Origin of the sequence: Paenibacillus sp. FSL W8-0919, assembly GCF_038003785.1 — a bacterium.
GTDB classification, from domain to species: Bacteria; Bacillota; Bacilli; order Paenibacillales; family Paenibacillaceae; genus Paenibacillus_AQ; species Paenibacillus_AQ lactis.
Genome location: NZ_JBBOPV010000001.1, coordinates 5,125,575 through 5,144,370, shown reverse-complemented (window position 1 = coordinate 5,144,370; position 18,796 = coordinate 5,125,575). Strand labels below are relative to the sequence as shown.

The following is an 18,796-nucleotide window of genomic DNA, read 5'->3' as shown; positions in this document are numbered from 1 at the left end:
GGCTTTGCGGCCTTCTTTTCTACATCAGAGGAGTTAGGGCTATGACGGTAATAGAACAGTCTGGCTATGATTATCAGCTGGAAATCGATAGGCTGCGGGATCGGTTTCAATTCGATTTCGTGTCGCTAGCGCTCGTCCAGCCTGCTGAAGACCGGTTTGTGCTGACGTGGCAGTATGCTTCAGGCAATCACAATGAGCGGTTTAAACGGATCGTGCTTCATTCGGGCAAAGGCGTCGCCGGAATTGTGTTCAAGACCGGAAAATCGATGCTCATTCAAAACGTTAACGCCGATATTGGTGCACGCGACTTATTTAATTTTCCGATCATTGCCGCCGAGAAGCTCAAGAGTCTGGGGGCCCTTCCGCTGTGGGTGGAGGCCCGGGTAATGGGCGTTTTGCTGGCCGGGTTCCGGGAGGAGAACCGGATGAATCCGGCGGTTTTTAACGATTTCCGGGAGCAGCTCGGGGTGACGTTTGGAGCTTTTCGGATCAGGGAGGTGTCGCAGACTTGATTACCATGACCGGGGATCGATTGAGCGAAATGCTGGATAAGCTGTACCGGAACGGTACGGAAGCCATCTTCTTTATGGATCAAAAAGGCGGCGTTGTCGGCATGAATCCGGCTGCCGAGCGGATTCTGGAGGTCGATGTCATTGAGCGGATTCAGTCGGGGATTGACGACTCGTTCTGTCAAACCTGCGAGGGATACACGGATGAACAGGAGCTGATGTCCTGCTCCCGTTGCTATTTGAATTATCCTAAGGGAGAGTTCTCTTCCTTTCAAGTATATCTAAGGACAAGGGACGAAGGCGTCGTACCGTTCGCGGCAAGCTATCATACGATCGACGAAGAACAGGGCATCCGCGTACTGATGCTGCTTGATCTTACCAAACAGCAGAAGACGCAGGAAATGCTGCAGCGTAACCATATGCTGAAATACGTGATCAAAGCCCAAGAGGATGAACGCAAGCGGATTTCCCGCGAGCTGCATGACAGCGTCGCGCAGGAGCTCCTCAGCTCCCTGGTGGATTTGCGCGTGCTGAAATACATGAACGTAAGCGATGATGTGCTCAATAAAATCCAGCAGACGGAGCAGTCCTTGACGCGGCTGCTGGACGATATTCGGCATTTATCGGTAGAGCTTCGTCCCGCATCGCTGGACGATCTGGGCCTCGAAGCTGCGTTCAGATCGCACTTTAAATGGATGGAGAAGAATTATGGCCTGCTTGTGCATTTTTCCGCCGAGCTTGCGGCAGCCCGGTACAGCAACGAAATCGAGACCGTCGTTTACCGGGTATGCCAGGAGGCCGTGCTTAATGCGCTAAAGTATTCCGGGCTGGATGAGGTTCATGTGCGGCTGTGGGAGGAGAATGGGGTGCTTCAGCTGACCGTCCGGGATGAGGGCGTCGGCTTTAATATGTTTATTAACGAGGCGCAAGGGACCGGGCTCGGATTGTACGGCATGAGGGAGCGCGCGGAGCTGGTTGGCGGGCAGTTTACGCTGACTTCGTCGGCAGGCGCAGGCACAACGGTGCAGCTCAGTGTACCACTGTCTCAAGATGTAATGCAGGAGGGGGACCGTACATGAAGATTGTCATTGCCGACGACCATGCCGTCGTTCGCAGCGGGTTCTCGATGATTATCAACTATCAGGAGGACATGGAGGTTGTAGCTACGGCAGCGGACGGGCTGGAAGCATACGCGATGGTAGCCAAACACAGGCCCGATGTGCTGCTGATGGACCTGAGCATGCCGCCTGGCGAGAGCGGACTTATCGCTACCGGCAAAATCAGTGCCGATTATCCAGGCACCAAGATTATCGTTCTGACCATGTACGACGATGAGGATTATCTGTTTCATGTGTTGAAGAACGGCGCGTCCGGATATGTTCTCAAGAACGCGCCGGATGATGAGCTGATCTCCGCCATACGGATGGTCTACGCCGGAGGCACGTACATTCATCCGCAGATGGCCACTTCACTGGTGCGGGAATTTATCAAGAAGGACAGCGAAAGTCCCGAGCAGGATCCGCTTAGCAGTCTTTCGCAGCGGGAGCTTGAGATTTTGCCTTTGATTGCCAAGGGTTACGGGAATAAAGAGATCGCGGAGATGCTGTATGTATCCGTGAAGACGGTAGAGGCACACAAAGCGAAAATTATGGAAAAGCTCAATTTAAAGAGCCGGCCCCAGCTGGTTGAATATGCGCTCAAGAAGAAGCTGCTGGATTTCTGATACTGCTACGGACATTAGCCGTCGAAGGAAAACCATCTGCCTATGAATAGGGAAGTTCCTTGTCAAGGATCAGGGAACTTCCCTATTATCTTTGTGAATACATGCACTTACAATGGAATTGGGGATCCATGATACGAAAGCCATTCATTTTTCGAGAGAAAAGGTGATGGGGATGATCAAAAAAATGCAGCTGCCGCTGCAAACGATGAATCTGGTGCTCGGTTTTATGGTATGGGTGATCATATCCGCGCTGCTGCCGTTTATCCGCGAGGATATTCCGGTTCCTGCTGACCGCGTTGCCATCCTGACGGCCATTCCGGTGGTGCTGGGCTCCGTGCTGCGCATTCCGCTCGGCTATTATGCCAATATCGTCGGGGCAAGAGTTGTATTCATCGTCAGCTTTATCGCGCTTTTATTTCCGGTATATCTTATCAGCTCGGCTTCCACGTTTACCCATCTTGTGGTCGGAGGACTGTTCCTCGGCATCGGCGGCGCCGTATTCTCCGTCGGCGTCACCTCGCTTCCCAAATATTATGCCAAAGAAAAGCTTGGGCTGGTGAACGGCATTTACGGCATGGGGAACCTGGGCACCGCCGTAACGACTTTTGCCGCACCGGTGATTGCCACGCAGATCGGCTGGTCGAGAACGGTGCAGCTGTATCTGGTTCTGCTGCTAATCTTTGCGGGGTTGAACGTGTTCTTGGGAGACCGCAAGGAAGTCATGGTTCGGACGCCGATCATGGAACAGATTCGGAGTGTGTACAAGAACGACAAGCTGTGGTATTTCTCGCTCTTTTATTTTATTACCTTCGGTTCATTTGTCGCATTTACCGTCTACCTGCCGAACTTCTTGGTCACGCATTTCGAGCTTGCCAAGGTGGATGCGGGACTCCGCACTGCAGGATTCATTTTGCTTGCAACATTGATGCGGCCGATCGGCGGCTTTCTTGCCGACAAATTCAAACCGCTGTTCCTGCTGATGGGCGTGTTTATCGGACTTACGGGCGCTGCGATCCTGTTGGCATTCTCCCCGTCGATCGGTTTATATACCGTCGGTTGTCTAACGATTGCGGTTGGTGCCGGGCTGGGAAACGGAATCATCTTCAAGCTCGTTCCGCTGTATTTCAACAAGCAGGCCGGGATCGTGAACGGCATCGTGTCCATGATGGGCGGTCTCGGCGGTTTCTTTCCGCCGCTGATGCTGTCGTTCATCCATTCGGTTACGGGTCAGTATGCGATCGGATTCATGGCCTTATCTCAAGTAGCCCTCGCCAGCTTTATCATCGTCGTCTGGATGTACTTTCAGGACAAACTTTCGGTCTCCTCGAAGGTGTTTAACTCGACAGGCCAAGGCATTCTCGTCACGGATCCGAATGGAAGAATCCATGCGGTCAATCCGGCATTCACTGCGCTGACCGGGTATACCGAGGAAGAGGTGGTCGGGAGAAATCCGAGCATCCTGAAATCGGGACGTCAATCTAAGGACTTCTATACCGAGATGTGGACGGAAATTGCAGAACGGGGCAGCTGGCAGGGTGAAATTTGGAACCGCAGAAAGAACGGGGAAGAGTATCTTGAACTGCTTACGATCAATGCCGTAAAGGACGAAACGGGAGATATTATTCATTATGTAGGCACATTCAGCGACATTACGGAACAAGCGGCAGCGGGCCTAGCAACGGCACGGACAACGTAGGGGCAGGAGCGTCATCGCTGCGGCAGTGATTCCTTGATGAAGCGAAAGACTTGGGAAAACTGCAAGTATCTTCAAACATTTGTTGCCTGGGGTCAGGATCGAATTTCAGTTGGAAAGCGCAGGGGAGAAGGATGAACCGAACGAAGATCGTGATACCGCGGGAACACGGAGGATGGGCGATGCTCATCGTCCCCTATATGATCGGAATGACGGCGGCCAAGCCAACCGTTCTGCATGTTCCGCTGTTTTTGGCATGGTTGCTGCTGTATTTCGCTTCGTATCCATTGTTACAATCGCTCAAGAGGAAAAAACAGACCTCAGAGGTGTATTGGGGAATCGGGTACGCTGCAGCCGGAGCGGTGTTTCTCATTCCCGTCATCTGGCATGCCCCGTGGATGCTGTGGTTCGCCCCGGTGCTGCTTGCATTGATCACCGTTAACATATGGCATGTCGTACGGCGCAAGGAGCGTGCGCTTCTGAATGATCTATGCGCGATTCTGCTGTTCTGCACAGGCGGTGCGGCTGCCTATATGCTTGGCGGCGGAACTGCCGGTAAAGAGCTGGCGGTTGTAGCCCTGGTGAATGTGGTCTATTTTGCCGGCACCGTTTTCTTCGTGAAATCCGTCTTCAGAGAACGGAAGAACAAGCGGTATACGGTCTATTCGCGGGCGTATCATGTTGCTGCGCCGGCCGTTCCTCTGATCCTCGGCTTACCCTGGCTCGCTGCCGCGTTTCTGTTTCCGCTTTGCCGAAGCTGGCTGTTTTCCGGAAAAGTCATCAAGCCGATGAAGGTTGGCATTATCGAAATTATAGGTTCCGTGCAATTTTTAGGGATCAGCATGATGGTTCTTTAACCGTAAAGGGGGCAGCTCGCTGTGAACGCCTCCCAGGCAGCCGGCATTTGTCAGGGGTGGCGGGGGAAGGTCGAAGAACACAATTTGATCCCATACAAAGCCAAACAGCCTTGGGTGCATCGACCACCGAAGGCTGTTTTTCGTGCCGGATTCCATCAGGGGACATCTTTTGAAAAAAACAGGGTAGCGAGGAGAGAAATCTATGGTATTCTGAGGAATAGCATACGAAAGGGGAGCGGATCATGCCGAAACTACCGAAACGTTCCGGAAGAGAACAAGCACTTCCAAAGATTCAGAAGTACATAGAGTCTCCCGTTCTTCAAGAACGGCTGTACAAGCGAACGCTTATTATCGTGATCCTGTCGCAAATATTCGGCGGAGCGGGGCTAGCGGCGGGCTTAACCGTCGGAGCGCTGCTTGCCCAGGAAATGCTTAAAACCGCTAGCTTTGCGGGTATTCCAGCCGCACTGATAACGGTAGGCTCCGCGCTAGGTGCTTGGTATGTCGGACGGCTTAGCCAGCGTTTCGGGCGGGGGCCGGGTCTCGCAACAGGGTTCCTTGCCGGCGGGATTGGAGCAATCGGGGTCATTATTGCAGCGTCCTTACAGAACATCATTCTGCTGTTTGCTTCATTGCTGATCTACGGTGTTGGCACAGCCACTAATTTGCAAGCGAGATATGCAGGGACGGATCTGGCTAAGCCTTCACAGCGTGCATCGGCGGTCAGTGTGGCAATGGTATCGACGACATTCGGCGCTGTTGCCGGCCCCAATCTGGTCAATGTGATGGGCCGGGCCGCAGAGTCGATCGGCGTGCCCGCTTTAGCGGGACCGTTTATCCTAGCAGCTGCGGCATTCATACTGGCTGGCCTGGTGCTGCTGGTGTTGCTTCGTCCCGATCCTTACGCTATAGCGCAAGCGATCGCTCAAGCGAACCGTACCAGCGCTGGGCCATCTTCGGATTCAACAACTGGGGACGGGAACAAACGGGGGCTCGTGGTCGGGACAGCCGTGATGATATTGACTCAAGTGGTGATGATCTCCATCATGACCATGACGCCGGTCCACATGAAGCATCACGGTCACGGACTAGGTGCTGTCGGCTTAGTGATCGGCATCCATATCGGGGCCATGTATCTCCCGTCGCTCATTACCGGTTATCTCGTGGATAAAGTGGGACGGCTTGCCATGTCCATCGCATCCGGCATGGTCCTGTTGATCTCCGGGATCTTGGCAGCGTTCGCGCCGGCCGATTCGCTTGTGCTGCTCATCCTTGCCCTCGCCTTGCTTGGCGTAGGCTGGAACCTGGGCTTGATCAGCGGAACGGCGATGATCGTTGACGCTACGCATCCAACTACCCGGGCTAAGACGCAGGGAACGATTGATGTGCTGATTGCCCTTGCCGGCGCTTCGGGCGGCGCGCTGTCCGGCGTGGTCGCAGCCAGCACGAGCTACAGCACGCTGTCCCTGGCCGGAGGCTTGCTATCGCTGGTATTGATCCCAGTCTGCCTGGGATCGATCAAGCTGGGTAAAACGGCAGCGCAATCAAGCAAAAGCGCTTAATCCGGCAACGGGTTTCATAGGAATAAAACAGCCTCCGGTCTGCTTGGTCCGGAGGCTGTTTTTACGCTGACAGAGTTTATGATTTGGCAGTGCTTGCGCTCTGACCGTAATTATGAACTGACAGTGCTAATGTACTGCAGTGCTTATGCTCTGACTGTAATTATGAGCTGTCAGTGCTAATGTTCTACAGTGTTTATGCTCTGACCGTAATTATGTTCTGCTAGCGCTTATGGAAGAATATTGCCTGCCGCGCGGTAGATCGCATACCATTCCTCACGCGTCAGCACGATATCGCTCGCCTTGATGCAGTCCTTTAAGCGATCGATATTCATTGTGCCGATCACGGGCTGCATGCGGGCAGGGTGGCGAAGCAGCCAGGCAATGGCGATGGTTGTATTGCTTACGCCATATTTTTCTGCGATCTCATCGATCTGCCGGTTCAGCTCAGGGAATTTGTCGCTTCCCAAGAATACCCCTTCGAAAAATCCGTATTGGAATGGGGACCATGGCTGAATCGTAATATCATGCAGCCTGCAGAAGTCCAGCACGCTGCCGTCGCGGTTGACGGCGGATTCATTCTCCATATTCACATTGATTCCGCTTGAAATCATGGTGGCATTCGTGATGCTGAGCTGAAGCTGGTTAGCCACGATCGGCTGCTTCACGGCTTTTTTCAGCAGCTGAATCTGCATCGGGTTTTGATTGGATACACCGAAGTGTCTTACTTTGCCCGAGCGCTCAAGCTGATCAAATGCTTCGGCAACCTCTTCCGGCTCAACAAGGGCATCCGGACGGTGCAGGAGCAGCACATCGAGGTATTCGGTGTTCAGTCTTTTCAAAATGCCGTCAACCGAATTCAGAATATGCTCTTTCGAAAAGTCGAACATCCCTTGACGAATCCCGCATTTCGACTGCAGAATGATCTGCTCGCGGACGCTCGCACTCATATGTATAGCTTCGGAGAAGATTTCCTCGCAGGCTCCGCCGCCGTAAATGTCGGCATGGTCGAAAAAGTTGGCCCCTTCCTCAAGCGCCGTTTGAACGAAACGCTCGGCCTCCGCTTTATCCAGCGAATTTATTCGCATACAGCCGACGGCTACGACAGGTACTTCAAGCGAACTGCTTCCAAGTTTAATCGTTTTCAAATCAAGACCCTCCGATTCATTGTAGGTTTAGTTGCTGTGGCAAAAGTCTCTCTTGTTATTGTGACATGTTCAAAGGAGGTTGTACAAGAGTTATTTGTCCTAAACAACTCCGACATCGTGCAGCGCTTCGTACCATGGATACGGATTGGGAGGATTATTCGTCCAGACACTTGATTACGAATTTAAACGCTTCACGTTGCGGATAATGATGCGGTTGTGCGGCATGGACGGCATGTCATGAAAACGGAAGCTGAGGTCCTGCAAAGGCACTTCATACCGAATCCAGTTAGCCAGAACATCCGCGCTTTCCTTCATGATCTCGAGCGTAATCCATTCACCGGCGCAGCGGTGACCGGCATCATGATCTCCACCGCCTTGGGGAATAAAGCTGAACGGGCTTCCGTTCCAATCCTTGAACCGATCGGGATTGAACAGCTCGGGCTGGTCCCATAGCTTTGGATGATGATTCGTTCCGTACAGGTCAAGGATCGTCAGCACACCTTTGTTAAATTCATAACCCTTCCACGTAAAATCCCGGATTGCGCGGGCGGGGACAAAGGGGAAGAACGGATAGAATCTTCGAACCTCTTGAACAAAACGCTGAAGCTTGCCTTCCTCAGAGGACATCAGCTTCTCGCGCTCTTCCGGCTGCTGAATGACAGCAAGTGCTGTAAAGCAGACGTAGACTGCAACGGCTACGATCGGACGCAGGATATTCAGGATTTCGACCGCTGCGACCTTCGGGTCGAGCCTATTATCGGCCAGAACCCGATGCTTGGAAAAAACGGAGAGGGCCGTTCCGTTCGCCGGATGCATTCGGCCTTCGCGCACGTCCAGCACCAAGCCCTCCAGCCACTGCTCTGCCTTCGAGCGGGCCATTCTTCCACGCCGATGCTTGATGCCGATTGCAGCCGCGGACTCAATCATGGCACCGAGCCATTCCGTCTTCTCCTTCACCTCCTCCCCGGAAATGGGGATGCCGGCCCATTCACAGGCAGCACGGCAAAGAAGCTCCTTGGCTTCATCGTAGATAACAATCTGCTCCAGCTCCTCAAAGCGTTTGACAGCGAGCATCCACTGCTTTCGAGTGATCTCGCGCATAGCCAGAAGGCCATCACGGTTCATGATAGACATAAACATCGCTTTCCGGTGCCGGTGCTCCTCACCGTCAAGGGTTTGCACGCCGTTTTCACCGAACAAGGTCTTCAGCACACGCTTCGGTGCCGCGCCATGCCGCTGAAATTTCTCACCGTCGTAAAAAAGCTTGGCCGCCTCTTCGCCTCGCATACAGATGGCGCGTTCGCCTAAGAGCCGTGTTTCAAAAATGTCGGATTGAAAGCCGATGGCCCGGTTGGTCACGTAGAGATAGCCTTCGCGGAGCACGCTCAAGCTGTTGTCTATGCCTTCTTCTTTTGGAATCGGTCTTGATGTTTCCATATGAAACCTCCTGCTGATTTAAATTGGGAAGCGATCATTGCTGGTGAACGAATACTACCTTAATACCCGCCGAGCTGCTGTTTGAATAAATCATGGACTTGATCGCCAGTAACCGATTGCCTGATTCCGCGAGATTTCTCTGTTCAAAAATGTATAAGTTGGATGTCTATTGCAGGAAATGGAGATGGCTTCATCGAAAAATAAAGGATTGGGAGACCATTCTAAATTAGGAGGTTGTTAGGAGAGATGGCGGCTGAAGTCATTAAGGTTTATCAGGAGCATTTGCCGGCGCTGCGGCTGATCGGCAAACGATATACAGATCGGGACCGCGATGCTGTAGGCAGCTTTGGGGAGAAGTGGGGGGAATGGATCGCGAGCAGTTGGTTCGATGAGCTTGTTAACCTTGGTCCCCTGCCGGAGTCGGAAGGGGCTTCTTACGGAATGATGCGAATGGAGGGAGGACAGTTTGAATATTGGATTGGCATGCTGTTTCCCTCTGAGACCGAAGTTCCGGAAGGTTATGCGCATGCCGATATTGCGGAGAGTGACGTAGGCATCTGCTGGCTGCACGGATCTGATGATAGCGGGGAGCTGTACGGCATTGGCCCCCACAATCAATGCATGGACCAATTGGCCGAGCTAGGCTGGAAGCTTAAAGAAAATCCGTGGTTCTTCGAGAAGTATCACCCGCAGCGCTTTGCTTCGCCGGATGACAAGGGAAAGGTTATTTTGGATTATGGGGCGTATATTCGTTAATATCGTATGATAGATACATAACGGGCCTTTTGGACTATAAGGCCTGTCATCGAAGAATATAAACCAGCCCGCATCCTAGTCAGGAGCGGGCTCGCTCATATTTGATTAGAGGATCTCTACAAGTAGAACGCTGCATATAGGATGGGGACCTCGCTTTGGAAGGACGGCCATCGGTAGATCTTTCGATTTAGGTCTCCGCACGAAACGTCTTTCCAAGCCGATCGCCAAGCCCAAAATAGTGCCGAAAATTATAAATGAGCGGACTCCATTGATTTGGATCAATGTGGTTCTCGTCACGTACGATATCTTCGTGGGCGTGCACATGGATTGCTTCCGTTTCAACAATGGCAAATAATGAAGCATTAGCAGGGCTGTGGATGTTGCTGACGCGGGCCTCAATTTGTATCGGACATTCCTGAATACGTGCAGGCGTGACCGACAGGGAGGGGACTGGGGTCAACCCGGCGATTCCATACTTATCTTTTTCGTGCCGGAATCCGTTTCGAAGCTTGAAGTCCGGTACGGGATCTTTACCGGTATACGGAGCAAGCTTCTCAACCTGCTCCCATAGTGAAGGATCCGGTACGTTAATCACGCATTCCGGGCGATTCTTAAGGTTCTCGATCGCTTTTCCCCCAAGCCCGATGCCTAGCACGATGGAGTGTCCTAGCGCCCATGATGAAGACAAAGGTGAAATGTTCATGCTATCGTCCTCATTCAATGTTGTTAGAAGAATAACGGGTGTACCATAGTAGAGGATGCTTGGATGAATGGTCTTGATAAGCGGTTTTTCTGTAGATGTGTGCATGGTTTCTCCTCCTGATTCATTTCGTTCTTCCAGAATCATTGTAGTCCAGGGATGTTTCGATTATCATCGAAATATGGATGACATGAGAGGAGAAATGAAATGAAGGCACAGGCAAACGCTAATCTGGCGATCGTTGCATCGCTTGTTAGCGAGGGGTCGCGTGCGGCCATGCTCATCGCGATGCTCGACGGCCGCTTTCACCCGGCAAGCGAGCTGGCTTATATGGCGGGAATCAAACCGCAAACGGCGAGCTTCCATCTGTCTAAAATGACGGATGCGGGCATCGTCAGCGTTGAACAGCAGGGGAGGCATCGATATTATGGCATCCGGGACCCGGAGGTCGCACGGATGCTGGAGTCCTTATTGTCAATCGCGCCCCCGGTGGAAATCAAATCGCTCAGGCAAGCTGACGAAGACCGGGCGATTCGTTCCGCAAGGACCTGTTACGATCATTTAGCGGGGAAGCTGGGAATCCAGCTGACGACTTCCTTATTGGAGATGGGAGTTCTTGACGAAAACCATAAGCAATTTGAGGTAACCGCTGCAGGGGAAGCCTTCTTTAGGGATTTCCGCTTGGATCTGGACCGGGCGAGAGCAAAGCGCCGTTCCTTCTCGCATAAATGCCTGGATTGGAGCGAAAGACGCCATCATCTGGCGGGATCGCTGGGAAGCGTTTTGCTTGAGAAGATGCTCGAATTGAAATGGATCGAACGTTTGCCAAAAACACGGGCCGTGCGCGTCACGGAGAAGGGGAAGAAGGGCTTCAAGGCAACCTTCGGGATCGATGTTGAGGGCCGTTAATTCCGTTTGAGATGAGCTTCTCTGCAGCTATTTATTTCCTTATGTAAGCCGGAAAAATAAAAAAGGACTGCACGCCATCATCACCATGATGTCGCAGCAGTCCCTTATAACGATTATTGACGCAGGGTTTTCAAAGCACCGCTCCATGCGAGCACTTGGTCCAGCATGCCGTTCACGTTCGTAAGATGAAGGTCGGCCGGCTTAAACACCGTTCCGTTCTCGAAATCCGTGAACAAGGACAGCGCAGCGTGAATGCGAACGTCCGCAACGGACAATTCGCCCAAAATGCCGCGCAGATGCTCGGCAGCGCGCGCACCGCCGACGGAGCCGTAGCTTACGATCCCCGCAGCTTTGTTATTCCAAGCTTCGCGTGCGTAATCGAGGGCGTTTTTCAGCGCGCCTGTAATACTGTGGTTATACTCTTGCACGATGAATACGAATCCGTCGAGGCTGGCAAGCTTTGCATTCCATGCGGCTGCCTGCTCGGACGCATCGGCCTCACCCAACAGCGGAAGCTTGTAGTCAGCGATGTCTACGATCTCATAATTCGCGTCCCCGCGTTGATCGGCGATGCTCTTCACCCATTCGCCTACCTGTGGGCTCAAGCGGCCTTGACGTGTGCTGCCCAAAATAATACCGATGTTCAATTTCGACACTGTAATTCCCTCCTGATTATTGAAATTGTATTTTATCTTTGTTGGTGTCCTGGTTGCATGAGATAATCATAAACTCAGTCGGTTATTAATGTCAAGTAGCTAACAAAAAGTTTGTTAATTATCCTTAAATCAAGAGAGTTTGTGTCTGTAGCTCGTTGCCATGTAAATGCTATAGTAGAGTAATCGGACCCGCTGTCCCTTATGATAAGATCTTTATCTTGTCGATACCCTTGGGAGGCGCATACCAGAAATTGCGAGGTGGATAACATGATGATCAGACAGTTGAAAACGGACGAGTTCGAAGCCAGCACATCATTAGGTGAATATGCATTTCAATACACATTGACACCCGAGGAGAAAGAAGAGCGGAAAAGCCGCTTCAAACCCGAGCAGACCTGGGGAATTTTCGATGGGGCGGACCTGCAGGCGAAGCTGACCATTCTGCCGCTGCGAACATATCTTCATGGCAAGGCTTTTGACATGGGCGGCATCGCAGGAGTTGCGACATGGCCGGAGAACCGCAGGCAGGGCCATGTTTCAAGGCTTCTGAAGCATGCTTTGAACGAAATGAAGAACGCGGGTCAGACGGTCTCCTTCCTGCATCCGTTCTCCATCCCCTTTTATCGCAAATTTGGGTGGGAGCTGTATGCGGAGTATAAGAAATACGTCATCCCTGTACATAAATTTCCGCCTAAGACCGAGTCGCCGGGACGGATCGTTCGCGATGCGGCGGATCTGCCGGCACTTGATTCCGTCTATCGCTCATTTGCAAGCGGGTATAACGGGACGCTGCTTCGGACTGAAGAGTGGTGGAAGCAATCCGTTCTGGATGATGACGGGCACAATGTGATCTATTATTCGGCTGACGGGGAGCCTCAGGGCTATGCATTGTACCAGCTTAAGGACAAGGAGCTGACATGCGATGAGTTTGTCTTTCTGAATGAAGAAGCCCGCAGCGCCCTGTGGACCTTCTTCGCCAATCATGATTCGCGCATTGAGCAAGTAAGCCTCAAGATGGTTCCTGTAGACGACGAGCTGCCATTCCTGCTTCCGGACCCGCGGGTATCGCAAGAGACGGTCCCATATTTCATGGCACGGATCGTCGATCTGAAATCACTTCTGGAGGAGTATCCGTTTATGAGGGATGTGGAGGTTGGAATTACGCTCAAGGTGCAGGATGCCGCCGCTCCTTGGAACGACGGGGTGTGGCGCTTATCCGTCAATATCGATGGCAGGGGAGAGGCAGAATTGCTGGAGACGAAGGAAGGTGCGGAAGCTGACCTGACCCTGGACATTCAGGCGTTAAGCGCTATTCTAACGGGATATAAGAGGGTGCAAACCCTGCACAAAGCCGGCCGCATTCAAGGGGAAACGCAAAAGGCGGCAGAGCTGGATTCGGTTGTTCCTGTTCGGCAGACATTGCTGATGGACTTTTTCTAAGATTCCGTAACAAAAAGCCTGATCCCTGAACTTAACCCTGTCAAGTAGACAGCCTAAAAAAGCAGCCTTAAGCAACCCTAGTTCGGTACTCAACCGGACTAAGGTTGTTTAGTTTTTGTTGAAAACGTTCATGGTTGTAAAAATGGATATATCGTTCAATTGCCTTTACGAGCTCTTCCTCGGTCGAGAAAGTGTCGAGTCGAAGACATTCTGACTTCAGGTGTCCAAAGAAGCTCTCGATACAAGCGTTATCCCAGCAGTTTCCCTTACGCGACATACTCACTTTAATTTTCTTACGCTTCAAAAAAGCATGGTACTCCTTGTGAGTATACTGGAAGCCCTGGTCGCTGTGGAGCAGCAGGTTGGCTACTTTGCGTTTATGTACAGCTGCTTGTACGGTCTCCAGCACAAGCTTTAAATTGTTGTGGCGTCCGATCCGAAAGGCAACCACCTCGTTGTTATACAGGTCAAAAATAACCGACAGGTACAGAAAGCGAGAGCCGATTGGCAGATAGGTCACATCGGTGACCCATTTCGTATTGGGTGCCGTGGCGTTAAAATCCCGATTCAGTACATTGGTTGAGGTAATCCCTGCCTCCCGACGGCCAAAGTATGGCTTCCTTCGCCTAATGCGCGCACGAATCCCCAGTTCTTTCATCAGCCGGTACACACGCTTATGGTTGACGTTCAAGCCAAAGGTTTTCTTTAGCCAGACACGAATCCGTGGGTATCCGTAAATGCCCTTTAGCTGAGTATGGCACTCTAGAATCTTCTCTTTCAGAGCCTGCTCATCGATCTGTTTGGGCGTTGGATTATTCTTTCTGGCTGCCCATTTGTAGTAACTACTTCGAGCGATACCTGCCAGTTCACACAGCAAGGCCACGGGGTAGTTGCTAGTTAGCGCTTCGATGGCTTGGTAGGTTTGACGTCGCTTTGCTCTTGCCCCCTTTGCAGTTCCCATAGCTTTTTTAGCAAGGCATTCTCCGCTCGCAGCCGCAGGACTTCTTCCTCCAAGGTTTTGGCCTTCTTCGGTCTCCCGTTCTTCGAACCCGTCGAGGTGCCTCTTTTTTCCTTGAGACCCTCAATTCCTTCTCGCTCGTAGTGAGCCACCCATCTTCGAACCATCCTATCATCGATGCCCAAGGTCTTGGCTACCGTCTTGTAGCCAAGACCTTCCTCCAGGAACATCGCAACAGCCTTGCGCTTAAATTCGATGTCATATGTCTTTCTTATTTCGCCCATGGAAAAAATCCCCTCCAAAGTAGACTTTAATGCGCTTTTTACACACTGTCTACTTAAAGGGGATAATATCACCCAAGGGATCGGCTTTTTTACGTTTATCACCCGTCACGGCGTCCATTCCGGACTTCATGCTTGGAGTAGATGCGGAGTTCTCCGTCATCGCCGTACTTGGCGTAGGCGATGTCATCCATGCGCTCGAAGCCTTGTTCCCGTGCTTTTCTCTTCACGAGCTCGGGATCGATCCTCCGGCCCAGCATGGATTCCTCCAGGATCTTACCTTTATCGATCACCGTTACGGTGAAGGCGTCAGGCCCGGACGAAACGCCTAGGTCCTTGGCGGAAGGAGGCTCGAATTCAGGCTTCTTCATGACAGACAACGAGCCGTCCGTTTCCAGAATCGCAAATTTAACCTCCTGGAGCGAGAAAATGTTTTGCCGCCGAAGCATGGATAATAGCTGCTTGTATTCAATATCGTATTTGTCGAGCCACTTCTGGTTCAGTCTCCCATTGTCGATGAGCAGAACGGCCCGGCCTTCCGTTAAATAACCGAACTTTACGAAATGCGTCGTTGCCTTCTCGAAGAGGTAGGAAAGCGAGGTCCATAGCGTCAGCGCGAATAACAAGTGCGTAATGTGAACGCCGTCGTCGTACAAGGTGTTGCCTACGATTTCGCTTAATATTAAGGAAGACAGGAAATCAAGCGGCGTTAGCTGACTGAGCGTTTTCCGTCCTGTAATGAACGTGATGACCCATAACCCGAAGAAGCTGATCACCAGTTTCATACTCAAATCTATAAACATGTCCATGGCTAAAGCCTCCTAAGCTTGGGATGAAGGAATCGAATTTGCTAATGTATTAAACGGGAAGCGAGCCCCGTAAACAAGTAGGCTGGCATGGCTTTGCCGCGTAAAGGGGACTGCCTGTATACTGTCATATAAAAACGGCCTGTCAACAACCGGTTCTATTCCGGATGACAGGCCGTTTCATTATTAATTTGCTGTATGGAGCTTGAATGATCAGAAGGAATTTCCCGGCTGCTGCTCTTCCACTTCTTTAACGGCATTCTGGTCACTGCTGACTTCCCGCTTCGAGGAGGTGAACCACCCAATGAGCGCAATCAGGACAAGAACGACATAGAAGATCGCTTTCCAGATCGGATTCTCAGGGAAATGATGATTAATGATTGCAACATCCGGATGCGCCAAGGTAATCACGGCGAGCTTGATACCGACCCAACCGACAATAATAAACGCCGCAACTTCAAGTCCAGGGCGCTGCTGCAGCAGCTTAACGAAATAGGACGCTGCAAAACGCATAATGATCAGGCCGATGAATCCGCCAAGGAAGATAACGATGAATTGTCCTCCATCCAGGCCTCCGATATTCGGGATGCCGCTCGGCGGAAGCGCGACCGCAAGGGCAACCGCTGCGAGAATCGAGTCCACGGCAAAGGCAATGTCGGCTACCTCGACCTTGAATACGGTCATCCAGAAGCCGGATTGTTTCTTCGGTTTCTCCGGCTTCGGTTCCGCGTCCTCGGTTGGCTTCTTGCCTTTAATGAAGTGCTTCAGGGTGTGATTGATCGAAATGTACAGAAGGTAGAGGGCACCGATTGCCTGTACCTGCCATACGTCCACCAAGAACGAGATGACAAACAGCGATCCGAGACGGAACACAAACGCACCGAGCAAGCCGTAAAAGAGCGCCTTTTTGCGCTGAGCTTCAGGCAGATGCTTGACCATGATCGCCAGGACCAGCGCGTTATCCGCCGCCAGCAGTCCTTCGAGCGCAACGAGCACAAGCAGCACCCATCCGTACTCTAATAATAGCTCCATTCCACATCCTCCTAAGACTTATTGACGAGCATAAAAAAAACCTTCACCGCAGGTGAAGGTCTCAAACACACAAAAAGAGACCTTCACCACAGTGTCTGTGTGGTAAAGGTCTCGCTAACAACGAATCGTTGCCAACAAAGCCGGAGAATAATCTCGAACTGACGACTTTGTTGTAGCAGCTACTCCCCTTTAATCACGTTCATGCTTAGCAAACATTTGGATCAGCTAAGCCGTGATATAAAGATATAAAATTCGAAGCGGGAAGTCAAGAAATTTTTTATAGAATATGTCCGAAGCTAAAAGAATCGATCGGTTGAAAGATAGGGACGTTCCCTTGAATCACGGGATTATTCAAATATAAATATTTGTTACATATATGCGTCGGCCAAATTCGGCGTATGATGTTAATAACCATAAACAGGAAGGGTGTTGAAAATGAGAAGAACAGGATACGCCACCATCAAAAAAAGCAGGAGGGGTATGACAATCTAACCCTCCAACGCGGAGGAGATCCTATTTGAATTCCCGAACGAGAAAATTCTTGTCGTATTACAAGCCGTATATCGGGCTGCTCGCGGCTGATTTGGCCTGCGCATTCATCGTATCGGCCATTACGCTCCTGCTGCCGTTATGCGTAAGGTATATTACGATCAATGTCCTGGAGGAACAAAGGCCGGATGCGCTCAGTCAGATCTACTTGATGGGGGTGGTCATGCTGGGTATGGTGATCATCCACACCCTGTGCGATATGTTCATCTCCTATAAAGGGCATATGATGGGCGCTTACATGGAACGGGACATGAGAAGTGAATTGTTTGACCATTTCCAGAAGCTTTCGTTCAGCTTTTACGACGAGCATAAAACCGGGCAGCTGATGACCCGTGCCACCAATGACATCCTTTCACTGACCGAATTGTATCATCACGGTCCGGAGGACCTGGCGATATCCGTGCTGAAATTTACCGGTGCCTTCATCATTTTGATGTATATTGACGTAAAGCTTACATTCATCGTTTTTATGTTCTTTCCGGTGATGGCCGTGTTCGCGTTCTATTTCAATAAGAGAATGAACAAGGCGCTCCGGGTCAGCAAGGACCGGATCGGGGACATCAATGCCCAAGTAGAGGATTCCTTGTCCGGCATCCGGGTCGTGAAGTCGTTTTCGAACGAGCAGGTGGAGAAGGAGAAGTTCGAATACGAGAACCGCCGCTTTGTCGACAGCAGGAGAGAAGGGTATAAGAGCGAGACTTATTTTCATGAAGGCTTGGTCGGGTTTACGCAGCTGATCACCATTGCAGTGATCGTCTTCGGCGGTGCGGCGATCGTGGATGCTTCGCTTGAGCTTGCGGACCTGCTGACCTTTTTCCTGTGCATCGGCATCCTGATTGAACCGATACAGCGGCTGGTAAATTTTGCGAGGTTATACCAGGAGGGCATCACCGGATTCGACCGGTTTATGGAGATTCTGGAGGTCGAGCCGGACATCGTGGACGCCCCTGATGCCATTGAACTGGCCCATGTGCGCGGCAGCGTGGAATTCCGGAATGTAAGCTTTAAGTATAAGGAGGATTACGGCGAGGTCCTTAAACATGTGTCGCTCCACATCAAACCCGGGGAGTATATTGCCCTTGTCGGGCCGTCCGGGGTCGGCAAAACCACCTTCTGCTCCTTGATCCCAAGATTCTATGAAACGAGCGAAGGCAGCATTCTCATTGACGGCATCCCCATCCGCGATGTTACGCTGCGCTCGCTTCGGAGAAGCATTGGCATCGTTCAACAGGATGTATATTTGTTCTCCGGAACGGTTGCAGACAATATTCGGTATGGGAACATGGAGGCAAGCATGGAGGAGATCGTGGAGGCGGCAAAAAGGGCGAATGCCCATGATTTCATCATGGCATTGCCCGGCGGGTATGACACGGATATCGGTCAACGCAGCGTCAAATTGTCGGGCGGACAGAAGCAGCGGCTCAGCATTGCGCGTGTGTTTTTGAAGAATCCGCCGATTATCATTTTCGACGAAGCGACAAGCTCATTGGATAACGAGAGCGAGCGGGCAGTCCAGCAATCGCTGGAACAGCTGAGCGAGAACCGGACAACAATCGTCATTGCCCATCGTCTGTCGACCGTCCGCAACGCGCAGCGGATTATCGTCCTATCCGATGACGGAATTGAGGAGCAGGGAACGCACGAAGAGCTGATCGGGAAGAAAGGGCGATACGCCCATTTATATGAAATGCAGCTGCGCGTTTGAGGATCAGTTAAGGCATGCAAGTCAGGGGCTTGAAAAAAACACCATCGCGGTGCGTTGGCATGCTGTTAACCGGTTGCC

At 51.6% G+C, this 18,796-nt stretch carries 18 protein-coding genes; 10 read left to right on the top strand and 8 right to left on the bottom strand.

What is annotated here, in order from left to right; genetic code table 11:
* Positions 1–41 precede the first annotated feature (41 nt).
* From NST44_RS23225 to NST44_RS23200, 6 genes are all read left to right on the top strand, one after another.
* A complete protein-coding gene (locus tag NST44_RS23225) occupies positions 42–512 on the top strand; it encodes a GAF domain-containing protein (protein WP_028405543.1) in 471 nt (156 codons plus the stop codon).
* A complete protein-coding gene (locus NST44_RS23220) occupies positions 509–1,588 on the top strand; it encodes a sensor histidine kinase (RefSeq protein ID WP_340900719.1) in 1,080 nt (359 codons plus the stop codon). Before NST44_RS23225 ends, NST44_RS23220 begins: the two co-directional genes overlap by 4 nt.
* A complete protein-coding gene (locus NST44_RS23215; RefSeq protein WP_007130324.1) occupies positions 1,585–2,232 on the top strand; it encodes a response regulator transcription factor in 648 nt (215 codons plus the stop codon). The genes NST44_RS23220 and NST44_RS23215 overlap by 4 nt, the downstream gene beginning before the upstream one ends.
* Before the next feature lie 172 nt (positions 2,233–2,404).
* Positions 2,405–3,928, top strand: a complete 1,524-nt coding sequence (locus tag NST44_RS23210; RefSeq protein WP_340900714.1) for a nitrate/nitrite transporter — start codon at positions 2,405–2,407, stop codon at positions 3,926–3,928.
* A gap of 131 nt (positions 3,929–4,059) precedes the next feature.
* A complete protein-coding gene (locus NST44_RS23205) occupies positions 4,060–4,782 on the top strand; it encodes a YwiC-like family protein (RefSeq protein WP_340900713.1) in 723 nt (240 codons plus the stop codon).
* Between the two features lie 242 nt (positions 4,783–5,024).
* Positions 5,025–6,344 carry an MFS transporter gene (locus tag NST44_RS23200; RefSeq protein WP_340900711.1) on the top strand — a complete coding sequence of 440 codons (1,320 nt, stop codon included), beginning with the start codon at positions 5,025–5,027 and terminating at the stop codon, positions 6,342–6,344.
* Between the two features lie 227 nt (positions 6,345–6,571).
* Here the strand turns inward: NST44_RS23200 and NST44_RS23195 are convergent, their stop codons facing one another.
* Positions 6,572–7,489: an aldo/keto reductase gene (locus tag NST44_RS23195; RefSeq protein ID WP_340900709.1), complete on the bottom strand. Its 918-nt coding sequence runs from the start codon at positions 7,487–7,489 to the stop codon at positions 6,572–6,574.
* Positions 7,490–7,663: 174 nt separating this feature from the next.
* A complete protein-coding gene (locus tag NST44_RS23190; RefSeq protein ID WP_340900708.1) occupies positions 7,664–8,926 on the bottom strand; it encodes a cytochrome P450 in 1,263 nt (420 codons plus the stop codon).
* 246 nt (positions 8,927–9,172) lie between these two features.
* Here NST44_RS23190 and NST44_RS23185 point away from each other — a divergent pair, with 246 nt between their 5' ends.
* Positions 9,173–9,682 (top strand): GyrI-like domain-containing protein, encoded by a 510-nt coding sequence (locus NST44_RS23185; RefSeq protein WP_213616855.1) that lies wholly within the window; start codon positions 9,173–9,175, stop codon positions 9,680–9,682.
* Positions 9,683–9,869: 187 nt separating this feature from the next.
* Here NST44_RS23185 and NST44_RS23180 read toward each other — a convergent pair whose 3' ends face one another.
* The gene (locus NST44_RS23180; protein ID WP_340900704.1) at positions 9,870–10,490 is read right to left on the bottom strand and encodes a flavin reductase family protein; all 621 of its coding nucleotides are present in this window, start codon (positions 10,488–10,490) and stop codon (positions 9,870–9,872) included.
* A 99-nt stretch (positions 10,491–10,589) separates the two neighbouring features.
* Here NST44_RS23180 and NST44_RS23175 point away from each other — a divergent pair, with 99 nt between their 5' ends.
* Positions 10,590–11,291, top strand: coding sequence for an ArsR/SmtB family transcription factor (locus NST44_RS23175; RefSeq protein WP_340900703.1), 702 nt, complete (start codon positions 10,590–10,592; stop codon positions 11,289–11,291).
* Positions 11,292–11,404: 113 nt separating this feature from the next.
* On the opposite strand, the gene NST44_RS23170 is transcribed toward NST44_RS23175, so the two are convergent.
* A complete protein-coding gene (locus NST44_RS23170) occupies positions 11,405–11,947 on the bottom strand; it encodes an NADPH-dependent FMN reductase (RefSeq protein ID WP_007130315.1) in 543 nt (180 codons plus the stop codon).
* A 267-nt stretch (positions 11,948–12,214) separates the two neighbouring features.
* Between NST44_RS23170 and NST44_RS23165 the strand changes: the two genes are divergently transcribed.
* Complete coding sequence (locus tag NST44_RS23165) at positions 12,215–13,387, top strand: GNAT family N-acetyltransferase (RefSeq protein ID WP_007130314.1); 1,173 nt, start codon at positions 12,215–12,217, stop codon at positions 13,385–13,387.
* A gap of 67 nt (positions 13,388–13,454) precedes the next feature.
* Here the strand turns inward: NST44_RS23165 and NST44_RS23160 are convergent, their stop codons facing one another.
* The 4 genes from NST44_RS23160 to NST44_RS23145 form a co-directional block, all read right to left on the bottom strand.
* Complete coding sequence (locus NST44_RS23160; RefSeq protein WP_138919311.1) at positions 13,455–14,348, bottom strand: IS3 family transposase; 894 nt, start codon at positions 14,346–14,348, stop codon at positions 13,455–13,457.
* A complete protein-coding gene (locus NST44_RS23155) occupies positions 14,285–14,629 on the bottom strand; it encodes a transposase (protein WP_007128026.1) in 345 nt (114 codons plus the stop codon). Before NST44_RS23155 ends, NST44_RS23160 begins: the two co-directional genes overlap by 64 nt.
* A 98-nt stretch (positions 14,630–14,727) precedes the next feature.
* Positions 14,728–15,435: a DUF421 domain-containing protein gene (locus tag NST44_RS23150; protein ID WP_340900700.1), complete on the bottom strand. Its 708-nt coding sequence runs from the start codon at positions 15,433–15,435 to the stop codon at positions 14,728–14,730.
* Positions 15,436–15,645: 210 nt separating this feature from the next.
* Positions 15,646–16,464 carry a TerC family protein gene (locus tag NST44_RS23145; RefSeq protein WP_007130312.1) on the bottom strand — a complete coding sequence of 273 codons (819 nt, stop codon included), beginning with the start codon at positions 16,462–16,464 and terminating at the stop codon, positions 15,646–15,648.
* Positions 16,465–16,981: 517 nt separating this feature from the next.
* Here NST44_RS23145 and NST44_RS23140 point away from each other — a divergent pair.
* Positions 16,982–18,718, top strand: coding sequence for an ABC transporter ATP-binding protein (locus NST44_RS23140; RefSeq protein ID WP_340900698.1), 1,737 nt, complete (start codon positions 16,982–16,984; stop codon positions 18,716–18,718).
* The last annotated feature ends 78 nt before the right edge of the window (positions 18,719–18,796 follow it).